The following is a 24,841-nucleotide window of genomic DNA, read 5'->3' on the forward strand; positions in this document are numbered from 1 at the left end:
TTTCAAAATATCATAGAAAGCTTTTTCTTCATAATCTATACCCATATTCTTGAAGGAGTTCTTTTCTGTTTTCAGTTCAGACAACAACTGTGCAAGCTGCTCCGCAACATCATCAAGGACTTCGTTGGCATACGCTTCATCACGACGACGGTTATTATACTCATCAACAACTTTCTTGAGTCTGTCTGCAAATTCCACACCCATAATCTTATTGACTTTCTTAAACTCGTCAATCGCCTGAGAAAGAAGTCTTTGAAGTATCTTGATTTTCGTATTCGGCAACTGAATAGCATTTATCTTATCCATATACTCATCGCTGAAAATGTCCACCGATATATGCTTTCCGGTTTCAAATAATTCCTCAATGCCATCAGACTGAATTGCACCCTCAAGCATTTTGCGGACACGAGCGTTCATCTGCTCAATATCCGGTGCATCGCCTTTTGTCAACTTGAAAAGGATAGAACGGACAGCACAATAAAAATGGATATAATCCTTATCTTCATCAGAGAATTTCTCACTTGAACTACAAAGATTAAATGCCTGCTTCATTCTCTTGACTGCTGCCATAAATCTTCTTTCCAGTTCTTCAGACAACTGCACATACTCAACTGCACGATTCAGGCAGGCAAGCTGTTCAGTAGGAGAACCGTTGAAGAAATCACTACTGTTAAAGTTGTGGAACATCTGACCAAGAACTTCTAACTGGTCTTTTACAATCGTGATAGACTGCTCCACACCTTCAAATTCTTCGCTCTCAAAATTCGTATATTTCTTGAGGGCAGTGTTCATATTTTTCTTAATACCTATGTAGTCAACAATTAAACCTTTATCTTTGCCCTCGCATACACGATTTACACGGGAAATCGTCTGAATAAGGGTATGCTGCTGAATAGGCTTATCAATGTAAATCGTATCAAGCTCCGGCACATCAAAACCAGTCAGCCACATATCTACAACAATGGCAATCTTAAAGTTTGACTTCGGATTTTTGAACTGACGGTCAAATTCTTTCCTATCCTCTTTTGTGCCAAGCATATCAAAGAGGTCTTTTTCATCATCTTTATTACGAGTCATAACCAACTTAATTTTTTCCATTGGCTTCAACTCTTTTTTATCTTTTTCACTCAGAACAACCCCGTCATCACAAATCTTCTTTTCTGTCCATTCCGGTCTGAGTTCCTTTACTATTTTATAGAAATCGTATGCTATATTTCGGTTGGAACATACAAACATTGCTTTGCCTGCTACAGTTGCACCTTCTGCCACACGGGTTTCATAATGTTTGATAAAGTCCTCCGCAACAGCACGAAGTCTATCAGGGTCGCCAATAATAACTTCCATTTTTGCAACTGCTTTCTGACTTTCTTCTACTTGATGTTCATTTGCCCCCTCAAGTTCACACTGAGCATAATATTCTTCAATCTGTCTTACCTTATCCTGATTGAGCATAACCTTGGCTGCACGACCATCGTAAACAAGATTAACTGTAATACCGTCCTTAACAGCTTCCGTCATTGTATATGCGTCTACAACACCACCAAAGACTTCGATTGTTCCATCAACCGGAGTTCCGGTAAATCCAACATAAGTCGCATTTGGTAAAGAATCGTGCAGATACTTGGCAAAGCCATAGGTTTTCTGAACACCTGACTCTGTAATCTTAACCTTTTGGTCGAGATTGATTTGGCTTCTGTGTGCTTCATCAGAAATACAAATAACGTTCGTTCTGTCTGTAAGAAGCTGCAAATCCTCTGTAAATTTCTGAATGGTAGTCAGATAAACACCGCCACTCTCTCGTCCCTGAAGCTCCTCACGAAGTTTCTCACGGGATTCAATGCTTACAACAGTTTCATCTCCGATATATTTCTTTGAACCGACAAACTGCTTGGAAAGCTGGTCGTCAAGGTCTGTTCTGTCTGTAATAATAAGAATAGTCGGGGAGGAAAAGTATTTGCTTTTCATCAGCATACGGGTAAGGAAAAGCATTGTATAACTCTTGCCGCACCCTGTTGCTCCGAAGTATGTACCACCTTTACCATCTCCTTCAGGGCGAAGATGTGCCTTGATATTCTCATACAATTTATTTGCCGCAAAGAACTGTGGATAACGGCACACTATCTTCAAATCCTTATCTGAGTTATCCGGAAAATAAATAAAATCTTTGATAACTTCAAGCAAACGGTCTTTTCGGAAAAGTCCCTTTATCATTGTTACAAGAGAATTGATACCGTCCAGTTCTTTATCGTCTGAGTTTATCTTTCTCCACGCATAGAAGAAATCATACGGGCTGAAGAAAGAACCATATTTATTATTTGCTCCATCACTGATAACAACAAACGCATTGTATTTGAAAATCTCCGGAATATCTCTGCGGTAACGGATTGTAAGCTGCTTATATGCGTCCATTATGGTCGTATTCTCTTGTACCGCACTCTTAAATTCAAGAACAACAACAGGAATACCATTTACGAACACAATGCCATCAGGAATACGCAACTGATTATTTACGCCTTCAATTTCAAACTGATTAACCACTTTGAAAATATTGTTTTCGGGAGTGTCGAAATCAATAAGTTCAATGTAGAGGTCTTTCTGCGTTCTATCCTCACGGTTAAGAATAAATCCATCGCAGAGCAACTTAAATACAGCTTTGTTTGCTTCATAAATCGTACCGGAAATATTACGCAGCATTAGAATGACACTATCCACCTCACTCGGTGTAATACCGTCTTTCGCATAGCGATTATAAAGGTATTGCTTCATGTCGTCCGTAAGCAGAACCTCTGTCCTTTCTCTGTGTATCTGGTCGCCACTGACATAGGTGTAGCCCTCGTCTTTGAACAACTCCATTATTGACATTTCCAATGCGTGTTCATTAAAATTTGCCATTGCGTTCACTCCTTTTTATCAGCATATATCTCTTTCAATATTTGCTTATGTCGCTGTTCCATTTCATAATCCTGATATTTCAGTCCCAATTTGGCAAGCATTAGAGTTCCTTCCATATCATCTATATTTCCATAACTTACTGCACGACTTACTCCAGTCAATGCCCCAAGTATTAGCCTCGTGCAATCAAGAGCAAAATCTATCAACTCCTGAATATCAGGATATGTAACCGGATTTTTATCCCATACTTTTTCTTCTGCTAAAATATGTTTCTCGTCATTATGAGCATATATCTTGTTTCTTTGAACACGAATATTCTCTTGTTTTTTGCTGAGAGAGCAAAAACGCTTTTGATACAATCCTAAAAATTCTGAAAATGTCAGATTAACTTGTATTGGTACTTTTTCAAAATCAGGTGTATCAAATAATTTTAGAATTTCTCTTTGGCTTTTCACTTCATTTTCATAGAAACATTCTTCCGTTGGTTTCAAATGATGCTGATATGGAACTTGGAAAGAATATTCTCTACCCTCTTCCTTAATTGTTACTATATCTCTATATTCTGGAAATAAGTCCAAATTATCTCTGCAATACTTTAAGAGCAACCCAACTGAAACAACGTCTTTTGTTTTATCATACAATTTTGCAATTTCCATAAAACAAGCCTTTTGCAACGCCCCATACACTACTTGATAAAAGGCAGGAGAAAGATTCATTTCATCGTTATACTTCTTGCTCATTTCTCTATACTGCATCATAATTGCATAATACGCATTAGCGTCAAATGCACTTTGATATAAATCCTCTGCAAGTTTGATTAACTTTTCTTTATCCATTTTTCACACTCCTTGCAGTAAATGATAATTTAGAAGAAACTGCTCAATCATTGTTTCAGGAGCAATTTGCAGCTTTTTATAATGAAAATGAACTACCAGATGGTTACAGTATTGCTACATTAGATAGTCTTTGTTCAATTAAAGGTGGGAAACGACTCCCTGCCGATGGCGAACTGCTTGATACTCCAACCGCACACCCATATATCCGTGTGCGTGATTTGGGAAGCAATCGGTATGTGTGTCTGACCAATCAATTTCAATATATTGATGAAGAAACACATTCTGCTATATCACGGTATATTGTCAATACTAACGATATTGTTATTTCTATCGTTGGAACTATTGGCTTGATAGGAAAAATACATACTTCGCTCAACAATGCAAACCTTACTGAAAACTGCGTTAAACTGGCTAATATTCATACGGTTACCCCTGATTATCTTTACTATACTCTTTGCTATAAAAAGCAAATAAAAGAGATTGAATTATTAACAGTTGGTGCAGTTCAATCTAAGTTACCGATGTACAATATACAGTCAATGAAAATCCTCGTACCCCCAGCAGAAGTTATAGAGGACTTTCAACATAAATTCGATATATTTAATGAGCAAATCGAAGCAAATACTATCGAAATTCAAAGACTTTATGAATTGCAATCTGTTTTATTGGCAAAGCTGGCATATTAAGCCGCTAAATTATCATTTATCTTCTGTTTCAAAGCTATTCTATCGGTTATTGTCTTGTAGGCTTTCACAATTTTTCTCTGCTTTTCAATATCTGGTACTGGAAGTTCCACCTTACACATTTCCTCCCAATCCATTACTTCACGTACACTGCCATGCGATTTAAAACGAGCATATCTATCAAATTCAGGGCGGCTAAACCACAACATTAAATATTCCGGCAAAAGTTTCTCTGTATCTATCACCTCAAATACTGTATAAACATTGCTTACAAGCCCTTCTTCATAATCTTCAAGCAATGCAATAGCGATTTTATCTCCTCTACGAGAGGTATCTGGTATATATGTGAATTGTCCTTTTTTAACTATCTTATACTTTGTAAAATCTGTCCCAACAGTATTTGCAATAGACTGAATAAACTGCTTTTGTACAGAAACACCTAAGAGATTTTCTTTTTTTCCTTCCTTATTGCGAATATCTACCTGTCGTATATATTCCCCAAGAAATCTGTATCCTTCTTTCATTCCTACCACCTTAACCAATGTATTTTCTATGAGCAATTTTCACATTACTCTGCTTAACCATTGCATATTGCAATGTAGTATCTATTCTTTTATGTCCCAAGAGCTGCTGAAGCTGCTCTATTGGCATTCCTTTGTCTATTGCCATTGTCGCAAGTGTTCGCCTGAATTTATGAGGGTGTACCTTATTTAGTCCCAATCGTTTTCCAAGCTGTCGTAATCTCACTTCAATACCTCCGATATTCATTCGATTATACGGAAATTGTAATGATACAAAAAGTGCCGGATTATCGTCCTTTCGGCTATTCAAGTAGTTCTGCAAATGTATTTTTGTTCTTGCATCAAAATAAACTATTCGCTCTTTATCCCCTTTACCGAAAACAACACATTCTCTTTCGTTAAAATCTATATCCTCACGATTTAGCAACACCATTTCTCCGACACGCATACCCGTTGAGGCAAGCATATCAATCATTGCCAAGTCCCTGAGTTCCTTGCAATTATCCCTCATCAATTCAAGTGCTTCATCAGAGTAGGTTTCTTTAATGTTCGTTCCGGTCTTAACCTTATGTATTCGCCTGACCGGACTTTTCAAAATATAATCCTCGTCCTCAAGCCAAGAGAAAAAACTGGAAAGTATTCGTCTTATATTATCTATCGTAACCTTACTTGATTTTTTCTTAGCCTGATACTCGGTCAAATAGCAACGAATATCGTCGGTCACAATATATTTGATACCCTTTCCAATGCCATCAAGCATCGATTGTATCGTTGCATTATAGTATTTCAAGGTTTTCTCCGAACAGCCTTCAATACGCTTTGCCGATAGGAAAGATTCTACTAAATTCTGTTCTGAAAGTTCCTTATCTCTTTCTGTCTTTGTTACCTCATAATCAAAAAGTGTATGCTGCAACACCTCTTGCAATCTTTCTGTCTGTGCGTTATTCAGGTAAGGTAACATTCCTTGAATAACATCTGTAATTAGGTTCTTTTTCATAGTCAATTCTCCTTTTGTTTTTTAAGAGAACGACTACCAGTGGCAGTCCCTTGTTTTAACTCCCGCCACTGATGGGAGTTCTATTGTAAATGATAATTTAGTGGCTTAACAGTGTCCTAATAACTGCGGTAGTAACATTTTTGATAATTCTTCAAGAATATCAAGCTCTTTTGAAATGTATTTTAATTGTTCAAAGAAACCTGAAACTTTGTGGTTAAACAAATCTAATTCTTTTTTGCTTGGCATTAAAAATGGCATTTCTTTAATTATTTTAGAATTTATGGCTGTCGTTATTGAAGAAGTACTGCCTAAATAACCGTAATTAAAATTTTTCAGATAGCAATACACAAAGAAAAGATTTTCTTTTGTGCAAGGGAAATGAGCAATCGCTTCATTTGTAGTTACTTCATTAGTCACTATTGCAACTCGACCAACTGTCATTTTAAAACTTAGCAATACTGAATTAGCTGGAACTATTTTTACATTATGCTTTTTTACTGCTTCATTGGTTAAATATTCTGCACTTTTGAAAATAAACGGGGAGTTTGTTTTCATATCCGCTATTGAAATCCAAACATTATCCGTTTGATTACTGGTAAACCATTCTGGCTCACTTCTTGGAGGTGTTTTTCCAATAGAAATATCAAACGAATGAACTGCATTTTCAATAGTCCACCCATCAGGCAATGAACTAAAATCAGTATTAGCAGTAGAACTTTCAGCTAATGCTTTGAAATTACCAAATTGTTCATTGAATATAGTATCAATACAAGCTACTAAATTATCATTTATCTTCTGTTTAGTTTCTATTCTTTCGTTCAAAACCTTATAAGCATTTACAACAAGCTGTTGAAAATCCATTGGTGGAATTTCAAATGGGACTGCACACATATCCTCCCAGTTAAAGAATTCCGTGGCACTGCCAGTTGACTTATATCGAGCATATCTATCAAATTCGTCCCTACAAAAGAACATGTACAAATAATCTGGCAGCAATTTATCAAGATATTCCTGCTTAACTCTAAATGCGACATAATCATTCGTAAAAATATACTCTCTATCGGTATTATTGTATGCCATACCGATTTTTTCTCCATTGCGAGTTGTACGTCTATTAAATACAAACTCCTGCGGTCTTAAAACAATGAATTTCTCATAAGTACGTCCAATTAAGTTTGCCCTTGTTTGCATCATCTGCTTTGTATTAGAACAACCTCGAACATCTTCAATACCATATTTCAAATCAGAGTTTGTTCTGGATACCATTTCAATATATTGTCCTAACTGATTATAATTCGATTTCATATCCCAACTCCTTAAATACAGCAAGCAAATCTGATTTGGATTTTTCCTCTTGAACAAGAAGTTCTTTGAGTTCTCCCTGCAACGACTTCATTTTTGTATCAAAGTCGATGTTCTCATCACGATTGACAAACTCAATATATCTGCTCGGTACAAGAGTAAATCCTTTTTCCTTTACTTCATCAAAAGAAGCAGAATAACAAAACTCTGGTACATTCTCATAAGTTTCCTCATAGCCTTCCTGCTGCCAGTTATGATATACACTTGTAACTTTAGCTCTATCTTCCTCTGTCAATTCAATGTACTTCTTCTCATAAGGACTGCCCATCTGTCGTAAATCCATAAAGAGTATTTCATCTTCTCGGTCACGATAGCGTTTGAGCTTTCCGTTCTGTTCCACAACACGAGCCTTTTTATTCTTATTGAGTACCCAAAGGGTAACGCTGATGTCAGTGGTATAGAAAAGGTTTCTCGGAAGAATAATAATCGCTTCTACCAAGTGATTTTCTATAAGCTGCTGTCTGATTTTCAACTCTGTACCATCATCAGATAATGCACCATTGGCAAGCAGGAAACCTGCCACACCGTTTTGAGAGAGTTTGGAAACAATATTCAGTATCCAACCATAGTTTGCATTACTTGTCGGCGGAACTTCATAGCCGTTCCAACGAGGGTCATCTACAAGCTCATTTTCGGCTCTCCACTGCTTCTGATTGAAAGGCGGGTTTGCCATAATGAAATCTGCTTTAAGGTCTTTGTGCTGGTCATTGGTAAATGTATTGGCTGCCATTTCTCCAAGATTTGCAGAAATACCACGGATAGCTAAGTTCATTTTTGCCAGTTTGAAAGTGGTATTTGTGTATTCCTGACCGTAAATAGACACTTTCTTTTTATTACCGCTGTGTGCTTCTACGAACTTGATGGACTGCACAAACATACCGCCCGAACCGCAACAAGGGTCATAAAGTATTCCATCGTAAGGCTCAAGCATTTCGGCAATCAGGTTTACAATACACTTTGGTGTGTAGAACTCTCCTTTACCTTTTCCTTCTGCAAGAGCGAACTTACTAAGAAAATACTCATATACACGACCTATAATGTCGTTCTCTTTATCATCAGTGTTGATACGATTGATTTCATCAAGCAAAGAAGCCAACTTTGCAGTATCAATATGTAAGCGGGAGTAATAGTTATCCGGCAAAGCACCTTTCAGTGCCGGGTTGTTCTTTTCAATCGTATAAAGTGCTGTATCTATCTTCAGGGCAATATCGTCCTGCTTTGCATTTTCAATAATGTACTTCCAACGGCTTTCTACAGGAAGATAGAATACATTTTCCTGAGTATAAAACGGCTTCATATCCGCATACTTTTCGCCGTGTGTAGCAATAATTTTATTACGGCATTCCTCAAACTTGTCACTAGCAAATTTAAGGAAGAATAAACTCAGAACAATGTGCTTATACTCCGCAGGCTCAACAGAACCTCTCAGTTTATCAGCACTTTTCCAAAGTGCTTCTTCCATTGATATTTCTTTCTTTGGTTTAGCAGCCCTTGCCATCTATAATTACCTCCGTGTTTTAATCTTCATCTAAAATAACTTCGCATATATCTCCGATGTCACAATGAAACACCTGACATATCCTCATCAATACTTCAAGAGATACTGGCTCATTCTTATTTATCTTCGTTGCAGCGTATGATGTGATTTCGGCTGCACGCATTAAATCCTGTCTTTTCATTTGATTGTCAATCATAAGTTTTTGAAGTTTGTTATAGCATATCTTCATCAGTAACACCTCTTCATCTTATAATTCTTCTTCGTTACAGTTAACCATTTAACATTATATATTAAATTTTCAGGCATTTCAAGATTTCAGACAGAAATGTAACCTTTCAGACACTAAGGTGTCACTTTTTGCAAACACCTAATGCAACTCTTCTAAAGAATAATAAAAATGAGATGCCGAAGCACCTCAATTATACATTCTATTATTAACATTCAATGCAATCATTGCTATGACCTTTTCTATCGGCGGCTCTTTTCCGTCCGGTGCAACTGCTTTCCAAAAAGCTATTGCTTCCGGTTCAGCACTTTTCATTGCTTCCCGAATGGCAAACTGCATTTCCTCTTTTACTGCTTTTTCGGTTGTTCCATTTTCTTTTGCTATTTGTCTGAAAATGTCGTTCACTTCTACTTCCTCCTATGTCTATTAGTATGTGTCTATCACTGACAGTTGTTGTTATAGCATATTCTCTCTGTCGAAGTCCCGAAAAATTTGTCGATAGCAGAAATTTTTTATACTAAAAAAAAGAAAGCTCGTCGATTAGGACGAACTTCTGTGTTTTATGGAAGTATTTGCTTTGACTGCTTCACAAGTGTATCTATGACTTCATAAATTCTGTTTCTATCTTCAGGAGCAAGTTTCTCAAGCTTCTCATTCAGCATTGAGTTCTTGACTGTATATCCCGTTTCCAGAACATCTGTAAGAACCATATCCGATGATACACCTAAAGCATTTACTATCTTTATGAAAGTTTCGAGTGACGGAATTTTCTCTCCACGCTCAACCATACCAATATAATTTGTTGTCAAATCTGTTTTCTCAGCCAAATCTTCTTGGCGTAATTTCCTCGCAAGTCGGAACTTTCTTATATTCTTGCCGATTGTATCGAGCTTCATCACATCACCTCCCTTAGTGTGTTTCCATAACTAATAGTATAGGTTAAGTCGATTTCAAATCACACGCACCCAAAGGAAGCCAAACCAACTATTAGTGATGATTCCCAACTATTTTTATGTTATACTATAAAAGTAGTAATTCACGATTGTTAATGGCGAAAGACAAATCACAACCCAAGAGCCAAGTTAAACAATCTCCATAGAATAAACTTAGGGGTAAAAAGGAATGGACGAACAAAAGATAATATTCAGTAATCGGTTTGAAAAAGAGAAATTTGAGGATTACAAAACAGATTTGGGAACTGGCAACACAATCACTCCTGACTTTACGGAAGCTGATGATTTTTTGAAATTCATACAGAAGAACCGCAGAAGTGTTCCAAGTAAAGAACGAATTGCTGATAAGGACAAATTCATCAAAACCGTTTACGAGTTATCCAACAGCTTTGAAATTGACGCTGACCTGATAGAATTTGCCGAGGGATATATCGCCAACATCTATGTAGATTATGCCTGCTACACTGGATATATCAAGAAGCTGTTAGCAATTCTTTTTATCCTTGCCGATGATATTTCCTTTTTAAACGGTAGTAAAGAAAATGCCGATATGCTTTTCAGCTTCACTTATCACACACACCATATTTTCCTGAATAACAGAGAAACAACTGATTTCTCATAATGTACCCGATGGCTACTCAACTGAGCAGCCATCTTTTCAATTTTCCAGACACCGTCTGGAATTTTTAATATGCCGGAATACCGTATCCATAGATATTGCTGCTTCCGACTGCGTACTGTCTTTGCTTGCAGGCGTCGCCTGAGTTGCCCTCTACGGTATAAACTGTGCCATTCTCACACTTCTCTACGATACCAACGTGGTCTGTTGTACCGTCGCCTTCCCAATCAAAGAAGATAATATCTCCTACCTTTGGTTCATAAGTGCGGTCTTGCCATTTTCCATTTGACTTAAACCAGTTTGCACCATCCACGCAACCTGCAAATTTCGGAACAAGTCCGCTTTCAATATACCCGCATTGGTCAGCACACCAAGATACGAAGCAGGCACACCATTCCACTCGACTATTAAAGCCGTACCAGCTCCAGTAAGGTTGTCCGCCCTGATTGCCTAGCTGTGTCAAGGCAACCTCAACAATCGCCTGATTACCTCCGGCAGTAAAGGCTCGCCCATACGGATAGTACCTCAGAACGTGAGCCGGATATTGGGTATCTCCATAACTGTCCCAACCAAGCCTTTGTGCCTGCTGAGTGGAAAACTCCACTGCATTGGCATAAGAATAACCGCCGTAATTCGTTTTTGCCCAAGAAATATATCCATTACCGAAGTTGTAGCCTTGCAAGGCAAGTTTGATATGCTCCATATCAATCGGACTTTCCACTTCTGCCGAGGTAAGAGCCGCTTTCAATTCCTGAACACCACACTGGATAGAATATTCAGGGTCTTTAATTCCATTAGGTTCGTGCGGATACTTCGTATTGAAACTTCCTTCTGCTGCCTGCATAGGGTCAAGTCCTCTGCCGCCGCTTTCCTGCATCATAACCGCCTTGATAAGTTCTACATACTCAGGAATGCCGTACTCCTTGGCATACTTCTGTATGATAGGTTCATAGGCTTCTACCTCTGCACTTACCGGAGTATAGGAATTACTGTCACTTCCTCCTCCAAACATTGCTACGGCAGCACCAAACAATACGACAATCATAATAATCAGCACCGCTATCCAACCGCCTGCTGCGATTGCTGCTACAAGTGCTTTTGTCCCTGCAATAATCGCTTTGACTGTCGCAACAGTAGCTTTCGCTGTCGCTTTGACGGTATCTGCTGTGGCTTTCGCCGCTTTCTTTGCCGCCTGAGCCGCTTTCTGTGTTGCTTTGGCTGTTATTTTTGCTGTTTTCTGTGCTATAACGGCAGCTTCTTTTGTGGTCTTAATAGAAGTCTTTGCCGTTTGTTCAGCAGTCTTAACCGACCTTTGAACAGTATTGGTTGCACCTTTCGATACGGTCTTGACTGTCGTATTTCCTGCCGACCTTGCAGACTGTTTAATTGTTTTCTCCGTACGCTCCAGAGTTCGGATGCTCTGTTTTCCGACAGGATTGACCGATTGTTTTTGAAGCTGCTTCTCTGCACGCTTGGTCTTGAAATTCTCAATTCCCCTTTTGGCTTTCTGATAATTCTGTCTTGTTTCACGCACACCCCATCTGCCGACTTTATCCGCACGGTATGCCGTTTCGTGAACAGTCCTATCCGTTGCCGCTTCGATTTTATCGGAAGCATATTCCTCTGCGGAATTTTCCGAAGCATTGGTGGAATGTTCTGCCTTATCTTTCGTCATCACATAGGCTTTCTTCATTCGCTCCGTGGCAACTGCTGCCTTATTTATGGTCTTGATTGTACCTTTGCTTGTATCTCTTGTTTTTATATCAGCCATCGGTTTCCTCCTTTCTCGAAAAATAATAGAGAGTGGGGTTTAATCCACTCTCTTAGCGACAACAACAAGCCTGCCATTGTTTCTTGAATATTCACAAGTAGAAAGAGAAATCAGCTTGTCGCCATATTCTGCCGATACTCCGGTATCATACAAAGAAAGTTCCTTGCACTTAGCAACATACGCATCAAACTCTGCCGCATTTTCTGCGTCCGTAAACTCATAATACTTAAAGCTATCGGAGCTGTCTGTATAAACGACTGTCTTAAAGACTGCAATCACTTCATACCGGTGTCTGTCCGTCAGTGTATCAAAGGTAATCGTCTTATGACCTTCCCAAAAGCTCTTGTTTCTGTACTTCATCAGTCCCGTAAACATCAAGCCGTCATTCATATGGTGTCCGTATATAATGATGTTGTCTGAAGGTTTCTGCACATCACAATTTTCCTGCACATATGGACAGCCATAAGCGGAATAGGTCTTATCAAACTTGTGCTTCAGGTAGAAGTTCGGCTCATTTACAGACTGCACGACCGGATAGTTGATATTGGTATCCTCAACCTTTATCCAACCCACCATATCCTCATTCTGCCGATAGAGTTCAAGATATTCCGCAAGATAGTCCTTATCTTCCGAAAACGTCACGCCCTCATTTTCCTTTGGCGGCTCGTCCTCCACAATCTCCGCAAGGTTATCATAGACTTCATTCTGCTTGGCAGAGTCAATGTGATTACGGATAATAAAGAAGGTGCTTACAGACAACACTACCGTAAACACCATCGCAATAATAATATAGATTTTTCTGCTCATTTTCTCTTACCTTTCCATATCATTTCTCTTAGGTGGAGTCAAATCTCTGCAATACTCCGGATACCTCAACTTGATACCCTCCATAAAATACGGAGCATATCCGCAACAGAACAGTTCCTCCGGTGTATAGAGATTTTCCCTGCCTTCTTCCGTAAATCCATTCCAGAGATTAAAGGCAAGGTGGCAGACCTTGACTGTGCCACTTGTCTGCCAACCGCCGTGCATACCTTCCGGTATGATGCAATCCCTCTTAAAATCAAACATCTTTCCGATGTTCATTCTTGTTTCTTCTGAAATACCCATCACATAGAAAAATGCTCTGTGATAGCAGTCGTTGACTTTGCACTTATCCAGATTTTCCAATACAAAATCTCTGTGTGCAGCATTGCGAAATTGAATTTTAGACATTGTAAATCCCTCCTTACGCTTCGCCCGGCTTGGTCGTCATCAGTTTATAAAGTTTCGTGTTCTTAGGAAATTTGTTTGCAAACGGTACAAGCGAACTTCCCACCTTGATAAGTCCGTGTCCTGCTTCCACATTCGTGATATAGGACATCTGGAGGTCAGAAATATTCAGAAGTTTTGCAAGCTCAAGCCTGTCTGTGGAAGCCTGATTCAGCATAATAATGAACTCTGAGTTTGCAAGCATTGTTCTCGCTGTGTGGCTCTGCAAAAGGTCATCGACATTCTGAGTGATTCCACTTGCGTATGCACCGTATTTTCTCACACGCTTCCACAAGGTAAAGAGGAAGTTTGCAGAGTATTCGTGCTGGAACAGAAGATAAATCTCATCAATGAAGATAAAGGTGTTCTTACCCTTTGCACGGTTCTGTGTGATACGGTTCAGGATAGAGTCAAGGACAACAAGCATACCAATCGGCATAAGCTGTTTACCCAAATCAAGAATGTCATAGCAGATAAGGCGATTATTGGTATCCACATTCGTCTGCTTTGCAAAGGTATTCAGAGAACCGTGTGTGAAAAGTTCAATGGCAAGTGCCAGTTCCTTTGCTTCCGGTTCGTCCTGCTGCAAAAGTTCTGCCCTGAAATCCTGCAAGGTCGGTATATGTCCCTGATAGTCATTCTGCTGATAACTGCGATACACGCTTGCCGTGCAACGGTCAATGATAGACTTCTGCTTCGCTCCGAGATTTGTTCCTCCGATAAGCTGTTCACAAAGGGACATAATAAACTCGGATTTCAAAATGACAGGGTTTGCACCGTCGCCGTAATCCTTATTCATATCCATTGCATTGATGTGATTGTCGGAAGTAGCAGAAATATTGATTACCTCTCCGCCCATTGCATTGACAAGCTGTGAATACTCTCGCTCAGGGTCGATGATGATAATATCTGCGTCTGAAGAAAGCACCTGATTGATGATTTCTCCCTTTGCCGCAAATGACTTACCACCACCAGATACACCGAGAATAAAGGAGTTACCATTCAAAAGCTGCTTACGGTCTGCGATAATCATATTTTTGCTGATAACATTCTGACCGTAATAGATACCGTTCTCGTGGAAAATATCCTGCACCCTGAATGGGATAAATACCGAAAGGCTCTCTGTTGTAAGTGTTCTGAACGCATCAATCTTTCTTGTTCCAAACGGCATTACCGTATTGAGTCCATCTACCTGCTGAAATCTCAGTGTTGCAAACTGGCAAAGATGTTTTCTTGCTGTGGTAAGCAACGCTTCCGTATCATTCTCAAGCTGTTCCTTACTGTCTGCCGTAATAACCATTGTGATAACAGCGAACATCATTCTCTGGTCACGGGTCGTAAGGTCATCGAGGAACTCTTTCATTTCTTTCTTCTGCTGCTCCATATCATACGGAACGGTGGCAGAGAAGTTATTATTGGCATTCTGCCTACGCTGCCAGTTTGTAATATTGGTTTCCACACCAAGCAGACGGTTTTCTGCTTCCTTTACTGCTTCATCAGTCGGAACAGGAACAATATCAATAGACATCATCAGATTTCTGTTCATATCCGTAAGTTCCGCTACCATACCGTCCTTGATATAGGACGCATATTCACGAAGAAAAAGGACTCTTCCATAACGGTTTCCCATCTTGAAATAGTCCTTTTCAAATTCCATTGTGTCGGGGCAGATATAATCCTTAAAATCGTGTCCCTTTTTTCTTGTTTCCTTAATATCAAAGTGGAAAGAGCTTTCTTCTCCCACACGATAGAAGTCGTGGAAAATACGAAGTCTTTCGTCTGTTTCCAGTTCCACACACTTACTTCCAAGCCTGCCGAAGTGAGCAATCAAATCTGCACCGACACGGGCAAAATAAGTTCTTGCGTCCTCCACACTCTTTTTGTTGATGGAAATGGTAATATACTTATCCTGAACAATGGAGTTTGCACCCGTTGCCTTATCAAGAAGCATTTTATTGTATTCCTCTCGATATTCGTCCAGATTATCTCCGGTTGTCGGAATAAGAATTGTCTGCTCAAAATCCAGTCTGTTGAGCCGACGATTATTGATTGTGATTTTTGTCGTTGCACCACTGTCAAGAGAGTTCAGAAGTTCGGAATATTCAAGGAACATCGCTTCCTTATCCTCACGGCTCGCCACTGCATAGTTAATATCCGTAAAGCGGTAGGTCTTTGAATATTTATCCTTTCCCACTTTGAAAATGCCATCATCAAAGATAGCTGCCACGGGAATCACGTCCTGCACCCCTTTCGGTACAACAAATTTTTCTTTATCCTGCTTAAACAGGTTTGTAAGAGTCTTAATCATTTGACTTCAATACCTCCTTCTGCTTCTGTTCAATGCTTGGCTTCATCAGTTCGTAATAAACATTGGTGGAGTGAAATACCAGCTTCTTCGGCATTAAAAACTCTGATTTTATCCACGCATAGATTGCTTTCTCTGCGGTCATACCGTTGTACTTCACAAAGCCAAGTGCCGCAAACGGAGCAGCACCCAAAATGCACACCCACGATACGGTTTCCGTGCCAACATACGGTCTGAGCAAGAAATACAGTCCTACCGCAACGCCACAAGCGAGAACAGAAAAAATGAACTGTCTGAGCGACAGTCCAAAAAACATTGACTCTGTATAATTTCTGATTTCTCGGTTAATTTTTACTTCCATATCTGTTTCCTTTCCTGCGGTTTCGGTCTTTCTCCCTCACGCATTTATCATTCAGGCAAAAGACTTTGCCTTTTCGTTTACCGCCATAGTAAACGCATTTCTTACAATCTCTTTGGTTCATCTCAAAATCTCTCCTTAAAGTCCCATCATCTCTCGGATAATACGGTCAGACATTTTTACTGCACCGACAAGAACAAGCATATTAAATACCAATTCCCCGATATATGCCCACACCTGCGTAACTGCTGCTGCATCAGGATTCACTACTGGTGGCGATGAAGCAAATACGGAGAAAATAATACAAGCAAGTACAATGACTGCTCCCTCAAGCAGAACTGCACAATAGCTCTTGATAAAACTCTTGCCTACATTCTGTGTAGGTTCTCCTGCAAATGTGGAAAGCGGTATCGGTGCAAGTGCTGTGTACATATACAACTTGAAAAATCGTCCATACACTGTCATTATCAGAATAAACGACAGCACCGTGATAAATAATCCTCCAATAAGCGTTACCGCCCACAAAGGGATACTCTCAAAAAATCCGCAATCCTCTATGGTCGTTACCATCTCTGCGGGCAAAGTCGTCTGTTCCGGAGTTCCAAATCCGGCAGCATTCATAATGGTTGAAATCGTACCTTGCACGATATTAAATAATGCAAGCATAAGCTCCATTCCGTATGTGATAACACCTTTCGCCAGTGCAAAACGAACAAAGAGTTTCAGAGCGTGTTCCGGTTTCTTCACATCTGTAAAACTTCCGCAGGTCTTTACCATACCTATCACAAAAAACAATACAAGTAAGGCAAGCCCGATAGCCTGAACTGCACCGTTGATGTCAACAATAACCTTCCAGATATTCCCGCCCTTAAAGTTCTGCGGTGTAGTTGTGATGAGTGTCCATATTTCCGACAGTTTTTCATTCCAAGTTTCAAGGGCATTTTCAAGATTTTGAACTACCCAGTTATCACTCATTCAAAGCACCTCCTTACAATTAAGGGGTGTACCTTAACTTGGCACACCCCTCGATAACTGTGTAACTCTTATCTTAGCCTGTGATAAGAGTAAGGATTTCTTTCGAAAAAGTGATAATGACACCACCCGCAAGAGTCAGGAAGCCATTGGCTCTCTGAGAAGGGTCGTGAGATTTGAGTGAAAGACCGACCTGCACGATACCAAAGCCAAGCAAAATCATACCGATGGCACGGATAAGTCCGAAGATAAAATCGGACAGATTATTGACTACGGTAAGCGGGTCATTCGCTGCAAATGCAGTCGTTGTCATTCCAAGTGCCAACGCACCGATAATGACCATTGTGCAGTAAGCACGGAAGCCTTTCTTAACCTTTCCGGTCATAGGCAGTTTCTTTGTTTCCTGAATGTCAGTTGCTTTTTTCTTAAAAATAGTCATAGTTGAATACCTCCAAAATTTAATTTGTTTGATTGTTTATGAACAGAGCTTCCATCTCCTCATCGGAAAGAAGTTCCCAGTTCGTTTCTTCCATTTCCTTTTCAGGAAGTGTTGCAGGGTCAATGTCCCAAATGGCAATCGAAGCAATATCTTTTGTGACTTCTCCGTGCTTATAAGGACTTGCCTTTCCGTCTGTGGTAAGTGCCACATTCGGGTGTTTCATAATGTCATATTTAAAATCCATAATGGGTCTTTCCCCACGGATAAATAAAATAGCGTACTGATTATCGAGCATACGCACCTCATCAGGGGTAAGTAACTCTCTGCCGCTAATCTGATAGTTGGTGGAATAGTTACCACTTCTTCCGGTACTCTTTCCGAACGTGTTGGTATCAATGGTTTCCTTTCCTAACAGCTCCGACACGTATTTATGGGTTGACTGCTCATTTCCACCAAGGTAAAGAAATTCATCGCAGTTACCCACAATGCTCTCCCACTGTTTTTCAAACAAGGCTTTAAGCTGTGCCAAGTTCTGTAAGATGATGCTTACCGATACCCCACGGGAACGCATAACCGACAGTATCTTGTCGAAGTCGTCCGGCAGTGAAACATTGGCAAATTCGTCCATCATAAAATGAACAGGCATCGGCAGACAACCGCCGTGGATATGGTCGGCTGAATAAAACAACTGCTGAAAAAGCTGTGTGTAAAGAATGGATACCAAGAAGTTGAAACTAGAGTCGTTATCCGGTATCAGTGCAAACAGTGCCACCTTTTTCTCTCCGAGTGACTGCAAATCCAGTTCATCGGCAGAAGTAAGAGCAGCAAGACTTTCCAAGTTAAACTTTTCAAGCCTTGCTGCAAGGGTTATCTGTATAGATTTTAATGTTTTGGAAGAACCGGAATGATAAGAGTGGTAATACTTCAAAGCAATGTGGTCAGGATTATCTATCATCAAATCCGAAAACAGATTATCAAGCGGAGAAGGACTTGGGTCGTCCTCGTCCTCAATCGCCCCGGCTCTGAGCATTTCCATTACCATCGCAAAATTCTGTTCTTCCGGCGGTGCTTCATAATGCAGATAAAATACAAGTGCAAGCAGAAGCATTGACGCTGCCGTATCCCAAAATGGGTCATTGCTCTGTGAACCTTTCGGAGTGGTACTCTTAAAAAGATTGGTTACGAGCTTCTGCACATCATTGTCATTCTGCAAATAAACAAAAGGATTGTAACAATGGCTTTTCTCCATTGAAATCAAATCAAGCACACGCACTTCGTAACCTTTCTTCTCAAGAAGATGTCCCGTATCTCGCAGGATTTCCCCTTTCGGGTCTAATATCACATAGCTGTTTCTTGCAGCGTTCATAATATTAGGCTTTGCATAAAACCTCGTCTTACCTGCACCGGAGCCACCGCACACAAGCGTATTCAGATTTCGTCTGTGCTTCTTGGCATTAAGTCCAATGCACACATTCTGAGTCATCAGCTTATTTTCTGATAGTGGCTTTTGTCGGTACTTTTTATCAATGGCTCTGACATTGCCCCATTTGGCAGAACCGTGTTCTTCTCGTCTGCGGTAATTCTTTCTTGTCGAAAAGTAAATCCCGATACCCATTCCATAGCATAAAAGCAAAATGAGGACAGTTTTCAAGCTGTCCCCACATAATTTTATGGAAAATGGATTATCAAAGAGTGTCGCAAGATTGGCTGCTATCTCCGGCAATCCTCCGCTTATGGAAGGTGCAATCAGAAGTGCCAGCCATATGACCGGAACGATACCGACAATGGATAAAATAATGGCAGTCTGCCTGTCATTATCTCGCTTCATCTGAGCGTTTCCTTTCAATTACTTTGAACTTTTTCAATGGGGCATTTCCGACTTTTACAAGCAGGTCGTCTACTGCGTCTGCGGACTTGCCTTCCTCCATCAACTTTGTTTTCTCATCGTTTAAGGAGCGAATGACAACACCGTGTTCATAATCGTCCAAAGCAATGTGGTAGAGTTTTTCTTTTTCCATATCTGCCCTCCGTTATCTCTCATAGTCCTTTGAACGCTCCTGCTTCTTGCGGAACATTTCATCAGAGATATGACTGTGAATTTCTGCCATTGCATTTCGTGTCTTGGAAAGCTCCGCACGGATTTCTTTCGGCTCTTTGGAAGCCAGTCCCTCCGGAATACGGTTAATTGCAAAATTCTGTGTATCTACGCCATACTTCTTGCAAATCATATATCCGATACACACTGCCTGAAAGCCCATATCCCTGCGGCTGTAACTTTCGCTGTTGATGGAAAGCTGTGCGTGTCCAAGTTCCTGAGCGACACACTGAGCAACTGCTACGCTGTCGCCCACATTACGCTTCACATACAAGGTCTGCTTTTCATTATTATAGAAAGCTGCCATATTCGGATACGGAAGTTCATCGGTTGCCGCAACCTCTACCGGAGATACATCAAGCATTGTCGTGATAAGTGCTTTCGGGTCACGGTTTGCTGATACTGCCGGAGCTTTTCTTCCATTTGTCTGCGTAACATCAAATACCTTTTTGACATTGTAGGAAATACCCGGAGAACCATCTGCTCTTGTGTATTCCACTGGTTCAAGGATAGAAATACTCTTTGCCCCTTTGGTAATCTTCACATTGTCCTTACCCCAATCATCAAAATCTTTAAGCTGTGTCGCCTGCGGATACTGACTGTAAATAAGGAGAGCATTTGCTGCGGAATATCTGTCCATTCGACTCTGCGTATCAAGAAAACTCTTGAATTTCTCAGGGTCACTCACAATCTCACGGGAAGCGTCATCAATCATCTGATAGACCTTTTCTTTTTCTGCTCGCTTCTTTTCTGCATACTCCTCTTTGGATAATCTCGGCTGATTACCGCCAGCCTTTGCGGGTTTGAAATCATTTGTCATAGTGAATTACCTCTCTTTTGTTTTGGGTTTTTTCTTCGGCTGACGGTGTACCGTCTGACCGTTTTTCTGCTGCGGCTTCTTGCCGTCTTTCTTAACCTCCGGCTCTTTACGCTCTGCTTCTTTTTGCTGTTTTGCCTGTGCCTTATAACGGTCAAGTTTCTCTTTGACCGATGGCTTTTCCACTGGCTTTGCAACACCCTTATCAGATTGCGTTTCTACCGGCTCTGAGTTTTGCCTTGACAGAGGGCTTTTGTCTGTTTTGGCGACTGAGGGGTTTGCGTTTGCTCGCTCCTCTTTCTGCATTGGATTTCTGACCGCTTCTTCCATAATGATTTCACTCTTGGATTTAGTCGGCTTTTCTTTTTCAACCGCTTCACGGTCTGCGATAGCTTTCTCTGCTTCACTGACAATCGAAGCCTTATCCACTTTGCCAAGTTCAAATCTTTCAACGATACGCTGAATTTTAGAAGCGTCCTCTGCTCTTGCGATAATATCTACCGGAGCGTTCTCTCCCTTTGTGTTCTTATCTCTGAGGACACAATAAAGAACGCCATAGCGTTTTGCCTGTTCGGTAAACTTCTTCAAATCCTTTTGCGGAATGGAAAAGACTTTCAGCTCCTTGCCTGACTTAATCATATTGGTAAGCCTTGCTTTGCCCTTCGTCTTTTGTTCCTGCTTCAGAACCGATACCAAAAGCAATGCGATATTCTTCGCCGCCGAACCGCTTAATCTTGCAGCAACTTCAAATCCTTCAAGCGAAAGCCTGACGACCTGCTCTGCTGCGTCACCACCGTTGTTCATAGCGTGATTTCTCCTTTCTCTGCTGTTTTTGTTCCTCTGTTTCAATATGCTCAAGGTTTTCTTCCATAACCTTTGACCTCTCCGCAATATCCTCGCAGAGTTTTACTTCCCGTCGGAGTTTTTTCAATTCTCCATTGATAGAAGCGATTTCATCTTTTGCCGCTTGAAGCTGACCATCATCAATATTTGTTCTTATCTTTTTTCGGAGATGTGTTCTTCCGGCAATCAGATTTTTCATCTGCTCCTCTAAGGAAGTCTTATATGAAAAAAGCTGTTCGTCCGTGGAAATATTTTCTCGTCCGAGCAGCCTTACTTCATCAGTAATCTTATCGAGCTTCATCAAATCATCTTTCAAAAGATAATGAAGCCTTGCGTTATTCTGTTTCTTATACTTGGGCAGATAACCGAGTCTGTAACAGTAATACAGATACAGCCCATAAAGTCCGCCTTTCTTTTTCAGCTTCTGCCCTCTGGTCTGCATACGGTACTGTCTTGGCTTGTAAGTCGCCCTCTGGAACGGCTCAATCTCTGCCCATCTGTCACGATTTTCTTTGATACGCTCTACAATCCGGTCATTGGTATAATCTGCTCCGAGATTTTTCAGTCGTATCGGCTTATCGTATCCCTTTGGAATAACCGTCCAGTATTTTCGGCTTGGACTCAGGTTATAGGCATATCCCATTTCCTTGAGAGCAAACTGAAATTCTTTCAGGGTCTTGCTGTGGTCGATAGCATAATCAATGGCTTCCTTTGCAACCGAGTAGCGTGTCGGCATACCTGCCTTTTCTTTCATCGTCAGATACTCCGACTGCTTACTGCGGTTCGGATTCGGGTCATAGTAAAGTCCGTACTTCTCACAAATTCTGTCTGCAACTTTTCGGAATTTGAACCACGCTTTTTCCTCTCCCCACAAATGTTTGCCATCGACAAAAGAAATAGAGTTGATGACAAAATGACAGTGCAGGTGCTTTGTGTTCAGATGGGTTGTCACAACAACCTGAAATCTTTTCCCCCACACTTCATTTGCAAATTCCATTCCGATTTTCTGTGCCATCTCAGGAGATATATCTGTTTCCTTGAAACTCAAATATCCGTGATAGGCTTGGATACCGTCTGTCTTTTGGTACTGTTCCTTAACCGTTATGAACTGGTCACGGGCAATCGCCACATTACAGTTGATACCCTCAACATAAAATTCTCGCTCTGTTTTTTCTTCATCCTTTGCATAAGCAATAACATCAGCAAGAGCCTGATACTGTTCCGGTGAAAACTCCCTTTTGATATTTGCAGAAGTCTTTTCGGGATTGGTTGCATAGTCAATGACCTGACCGAGCCTTTCTGTTACCGACCACAACTTTGTTACTGCCATTTCATTTCGCTCTGATTTGGACGAAGATATGTCCTCTCAATCTCTGACTGGAACTTATTCCACTTTGCAGCTTCATTCTTCAGCATAGGTGCGTCAATGAAACCAAGTGTATTCGCTTTAGCCGCAAGCTGATTGATGTTATTACCGATAGAGGACAGTTCTCTCATCACATCATAGAAGCGGTCATCGGGTTTCTCTTTCGGCTCGTAACCTCTGATAAGTAAACGGATAAGTCCTGCTTCGGAAAGACAAGCCTTCTTTGCCTTTGCTGCCAAGTCCTGTGCTTCCTTGCGGTTAAAGCGTACAATCTTCTGAATGTTTCTCTTTCTCATAATCGGTATCTTCCTTTCTCTTTACTCTGCAATCTTTGTTAATCTGGAATAAGCACATCATCGTAACGCCAAGACAACTGCCGAGCAGTGTCCCAGCGGCGATAAGTAATAACTCTCTCAAATCAAGTTCTCCTTTCTCACGGGGTATTAGGGGCAACCCCTAACGAGCCTTTTACCGTTTGGGAAACTATGTTTATCCAAATGGTCTGCTCGCTAAGATTAAACATCTCCTCTGGGTTGCCCCGTTCTCAGGCTACTATCTCTCATAATCCTTTGATTTCGGCTTAAAAGGTTCAGCCATGATATTGCCGCCCACTTCCTTAGAAAAGCGTTCAGGATACTTGAACTGTTCCTTATACTTCTTCATCATATCGTCCGGCAAGCTCTGAAAGCTCTCACTCTCAGGCGGTGCATAACAGATAAAGAACTTGCCGCAGATAATATCAACCATCTCTTTCTTATCGTTGTCCTGCACATAAACAGCACGATTAAGCGGAAGTCCTCTCATCTTTCCTTCCTCATTACAGATGATTGCAACGTCATCATCAAAGGGCATATATTCCTCAATATCCCCGCCGACAACCTCCTGCATTGCTTCCAGACTGTCGTCGATTACAATTTCCTTCGGGTACTTTTCCGGTTCTACCAAGAGAACTTTAATCTTTGTATCATTCATCGTTCTTCATTCCTTTCGTGTGTTTTTTTATTGTAAATTCCCATCCGCATACAAAGAAAATCGTTGAAGTCCTTACCTGCTTTTGGTGGTTCATCAACGATTTCATACTTATCCGGCAGAATGGTTTTTAAGGTCTGTGCTGCCTTTCTGCCCGCTATATCATTGTCAAAATGGATACGGATTTTCCTGACAGATGGGTTGCTGCCAAGATACTTTTCCAGTGCAATCGGCACTTTACTGTCCTCAATTTTCTTTGCCGGAGAATACACCCCAGACAGCGAAACAAAGCTCATTTCTTTCCAATCCTGCCCGTTCAGCTTCGCAAGCGTGGCATAGGATAACAAGTCAATGGCACACTCAAAGAGGTGTACTTCCTCCAAGTTTTCCTTACCAAGCCGAAAAGAATAATCTTTTTTACTGCCACTGCAATCGCCCATAATCCTACGCTTATTCGTGGAACGGTAGGCTGCATATTTGGGTTCTTTCTTCTCGTCATAGCCTACAAACACAACATTGTGATACGGCAGACTCTCAAAGATAAGGTCATTGGAAATACAGTAATTGATGATTTCAAAATCTATTCCTCTCCCGAAAAGATACTCTGTAATCACTCTGTTGGAAGCACATTTTTCAGGGAGAAGAAGTGGTTTGTTTTCCTCTTTTGACTGTGGCTTTTCATAGACTGGAGCCTGAATCGCTGTGTGTCCGATAATGGTTTCCACCGCTTCAAGGAAGCTGTAACCTTTGACCTTAATCAGATAATCCAAAGCACTCCTGCCGCCAATACCTCTCGACCACCATATCCATTTCCCATTTGAAATCTTCAAACTGTCGTGGGTTCTGGTGCAATAGGTGTTACCTGAAAACTTAACCAGCTCATACGGTTCATAATTTCTCAGGTAGGTTAATAAGTCCATCTGCTTCGCCTGAATGATTAACTCAGGTGCGATAAATGGCATATCGACCACCGCCTTTCTGTTTATCTCTCATACGATTTCTCCTTTCTGCCGCCGACTGCTTCGCCCTCATCAGGCTCTCCGCCGACAATCTCATTTTCCTTTTTAT

28 protein-coding genes are annotated in these 24,841 nt (G+C 40.7%); 2 read left to right on the plus strand and 26 right to left on the minus strand.

Annotated features, from left to right (window positions below):
* On the minus strand, positions 1-2,892 hold a 2,892-nt coding region (locus WMO25_RS03220), incomplete at its 3' end, for a type I restriction endonuclease subunit R (protein ID WP_349084046.1).
* 5 nt (positions 2,893-2,897) lie between these two features.
* Positions 2,898-3,728, minus strand: a complete 831-nt coding sequence (locus WMO25_RS03225; protein ID WP_055161152.1) for an AbiU2 domain-containing protein — start codon at positions 3,726-3,728, stop codon at positions 2,898-2,900.
* A 50-nt stretch (positions 3,729-3,778) separates the two neighbouring features.
* On the opposite strand from WMO25_RS03225, the gene WMO25_RS03230 reads away from it, so the two are divergent.
* On the plus strand, positions 3,779-4,414 hold the full coding sequence (locus tag WMO25_RS03230) for a restriction endonuclease subunit S (RefSeq protein ID WP_066559564.1): 636 nt from the start codon (positions 3,779-3,781) through the stop codon (positions 4,412-4,414).
* On the opposite strand, the gene WMO25_RS03235 is transcribed toward WMO25_RS03230, so the two are convergent.
* The 7 genes from WMO25_RS03235 to WMO25_RS03265 all read right to left on the minus strand — a co-directional run bounded on the left by WMO25_RS03235 (position 4,411) and on the right by WMO25_RS03265 (position 9,911).
* Positions 4,411-4,935: a restriction endonuclease subunit S gene (locus tag WMO25_RS03235; protein WP_349084047.1), complete on the minus strand. Its 525-nt coding sequence runs from the start codon at positions 4,933-4,935 to the stop codon at positions 4,411-4,413. The genes WMO25_RS03230 and WMO25_RS03235 overlap by 4 nt on opposite strands.
* A gap of 10 nt (positions 4,936-4,945) precedes the next feature.
* A complete protein-coding gene (xerA, locus tag WMO25_RS03240; RefSeq protein ID WP_055161155.1) occupies positions 4,946-5,929 on the minus strand; it encodes a site-specific tyrosine recombinase/integron integrase in 984 nt (327 codons plus the stop codon).
* A gap of 105 nt (positions 5,930-6,034) precedes the next feature.
* Positions 6,035-7,234, minus strand: coding sequence for a restriction endonuclease subunit S (locus tag WMO25_RS03245; RefSeq protein WP_349084049.1), 1,200 nt, complete (start codon positions 7,232-7,234; stop codon positions 6,035-6,037).
* The gene (locus WMO25_RS03250) at positions 7,218-8,789 is read right to left on the minus strand and encodes a type I restriction-modification system subunit M (RefSeq protein ID WP_349084050.1); all 1,572 of its coding nucleotides are present in this window, start codon (positions 8,787-8,789) and stop codon (positions 7,218-7,220) included. Before WMO25_RS03250 ends, WMO25_RS03245 begins: the two co-directional genes overlap by 17 nt.
* Before the next feature lie 19 nt (positions 8,790-8,808).
* Positions 8,809-9,018: a helix-turn-helix domain-containing protein gene (locus tag WMO25_RS03255; protein ID WP_002587820.1), complete on the minus strand. Its 210-nt coding sequence runs from the start codon at positions 9,016-9,018 to the stop codon at positions 8,809-8,811.
* Positions 9,019-9,204: 186 nt separating this feature from the next.
* Positions 9,205-9,420, minus strand: coding sequence for a hypothetical protein (locus WMO25_RS03260; protein ID WP_002594687.1), 216 nt, complete (start codon positions 9,418-9,420; stop codon positions 9,205-9,207).
* Between the two features lie 155 nt (positions 9,421-9,575).
* Positions 9,576-9,911: a helix-turn-helix domain-containing protein gene (locus WMO25_RS03265; protein WP_002594686.1), complete on the minus strand. Its 336-nt coding sequence runs from the start codon at positions 9,909-9,911 to the stop codon at positions 9,576-9,578.
* 226 nt (positions 9,912-10,137) lie between these two features.
* Here WMO25_RS03265 and WMO25_RS03270 point away from each other — a divergent pair, with 226 nt between their 5' ends.
* Complete coding sequence (locus tag WMO25_RS03270; RefSeq protein WP_306773770.1) at positions 10,138-10,590, plus strand: hypothetical protein; 453 nt, start codon at positions 10,138-10,140, stop codon at positions 10,588-10,590.
* Between the two features lie 64 nt (positions 10,591-10,654).
* On the opposite strand, the gene WMO25_RS03275 is transcribed toward WMO25_RS03270, so the two are convergent.
* The 17 genes from WMO25_RS03275 to WMO25_RS03355 form a co-directional block, all read right to left on the minus strand.
* Entirely contained in the window at positions 10,655-12,358 is a 1,704-nt protein-coding gene (locus tag WMO25_RS03275; protein WP_306773771.1) for a lysozyme family protein, read from the minus strand.
* A 39-nt stretch (positions 12,359-12,397) separates the two neighbouring features.
* A complete protein-coding gene (srtB, locus tag WMO25_RS03280) occupies positions 12,398-13,165 on the minus strand; it encodes a class B sortase (RefSeq protein ID WP_306773772.1) in 768 nt (255 codons plus the stop codon).
* Positions 13,166-13,171: 6 nt separating this feature from the next.
* Entirely contained in the window at positions 13,172-13,573 is a 402-nt protein-coding gene (locus WMO25_RS03285; RefSeq protein WP_002594682.1) for a DUF6075 family protein, read from the minus strand.
* A 13-nt stretch (positions 13,574-13,586) separates the two neighbouring features.
* Positions 13,587-15,917, minus strand: a complete 2,331-nt coding sequence (locus WMO25_RS03290; RefSeq protein WP_306773773.1) for a VirB4-like conjugal transfer ATPase, CD1110 family — start codon at positions 15,915-15,917, stop codon at positions 13,587-13,589.
* The gene (locus tag WMO25_RS03295; protein WP_023920514.1) at positions 15,910-16,275 is read right to left on the minus strand and encodes a PrgI family protein; all 366 of its coding nucleotides are present in this window, start codon (positions 16,273-16,275) and stop codon (positions 15,910-15,912) included. Before WMO25_RS03295 ends, WMO25_RS03290 begins: the two co-directional genes overlap by 8 nt.
* Entirely contained in the window at positions 16,259-16,396 is a 138-nt protein-coding gene (locus tag WMO25_RS03300) for a hypothetical protein (RefSeq protein WP_017144064.1), read from the minus strand. The genes WMO25_RS03295 and WMO25_RS03300 overlap by 17 nt, the downstream gene beginning before the upstream one ends.
* 14 nt (positions 16,397-16,410) lie before the next feature.
* Complete coding sequence (locus tag WMO25_RS03305; protein WP_002594677.1) at positions 16,411-17,247, minus strand: VirB6/TrbL-like conjugal transfer protein, CD1112 family; 837 nt, start codon at positions 17,245-17,247, stop codon at positions 16,411-16,413.
* A 73-nt stretch (positions 17,248-17,320) separates the two neighbouring features.
* Positions 17,321-17,683 (minus strand): glutamyl-tRNA amidotransferase, encoded by a 363-nt coding sequence (locus tag WMO25_RS03310; protein ID WP_349084052.1) that lies wholly within the window; start codon positions 17,681-17,683, stop codon positions 17,321-17,323.
* A 19-nt stretch (positions 17,684-17,702) separates the two neighbouring features.
* Positions 17,703-19,511 carry a VirD4-like conjugal transfer protein, CD1115 family gene (locus WMO25_RS03315; protein ID WP_349084054.1) on the minus strand — a complete coding sequence of 603 codons (1,809 nt, stop codon included), beginning with the start codon at positions 19,509-19,511 and terminating at the stop codon, positions 17,703-17,705.
* Positions 19,498-19,701: a hypothetical protein gene (locus tag WMO25_RS03320; protein ID WP_008789327.1), complete on the minus strand. Its 204-nt coding sequence runs from the start codon at positions 19,699-19,701 to the stop codon at positions 19,498-19,500. The genes WMO25_RS03315 and WMO25_RS03320 overlap by 14 nt, the downstream gene beginning before the upstream one ends.
* A gap of 12 nt (positions 19,702-19,713) precedes the next feature.
* Positions 19,714-20,598 (minus strand): hypothetical protein, encoded by an 885-nt coding sequence (locus WMO25_RS03325; RefSeq protein WP_055161176.1) that lies wholly within the window; start codon positions 20,596-20,598, stop codon positions 19,714-19,716.
* A gap of 6 nt (positions 20,599-20,604) precedes the next feature.
* Positions 20,605-21,399, minus strand: a complete 795-nt coding sequence (locus WMO25_RS03330) for a PcfB family protein (protein WP_015530022.1) — start codon at positions 21,397-21,399, stop codon at positions 20,605-20,607.
* On the minus strand, positions 21,383-22,768 hold the full coding sequence (locus WMO25_RS03335) for a relaxase/mobilization nuclease domain-containing protein (RefSeq protein ID WP_044681629.1): 1,386 nt from the start codon (positions 22,766-22,768) through the stop codon (positions 21,383-21,385). Before WMO25_RS03335 ends, WMO25_RS03330 begins: the two co-directional genes overlap by 17 nt.
* Positions 22,759-23,100, minus strand: a complete 342-nt coding sequence (locus tag WMO25_RS03340) for a plasmid mobilization protein (RefSeq protein WP_002594670.1) — start codon at positions 23,098-23,100, stop codon at positions 22,759-22,761. Before WMO25_RS03340 ends, WMO25_RS03335 begins: the two co-directional genes overlap by 10 nt.
* A complete protein-coding gene (locus WMO25_RS03345; protein ID WP_087203228.1) occupies positions 23,063-23,221 on the minus strand; it encodes a DUF3789 domain-containing protein in 159 nt (52 codons plus the stop codon). Before WMO25_RS03345 ends, WMO25_RS03340 begins: the two co-directional genes overlap by 38 nt.
* A gap of 135 nt (positions 23,222-23,356) precedes the next feature.
* Positions 23,357-23,776 (minus strand): DUF3846 domain-containing protein, encoded by a 420-nt coding sequence (locus WMO25_RS03350; protein WP_256167294.1) that lies wholly within the window; start codon positions 23,774-23,776, stop codon positions 23,357-23,359.
* Positions 23,773-24,735 (minus strand): DUF3991 and toprim domain-containing protein, encoded by a 963-nt coding sequence (locus WMO25_RS03355; RefSeq protein WP_023920504.1) that lies wholly within the window; start codon positions 24,733-24,735, stop codon positions 23,773-23,775. Before WMO25_RS03355 ends, WMO25_RS03350 begins: the two co-directional genes overlap by 4 nt.
* Between the last annotated feature and the right edge of the window lie 106 nt (positions 24,736-24,841).

The sequence above is a fragment of the Coprococcus intestinihominis genome, assembly GCF_040096555.1.
GTDB lineage: Bacteria > Bacillota > Clostridia > Lachnospirales > Lachnospiraceae > Coprococcus_A > Coprococcus_A intestinihominis.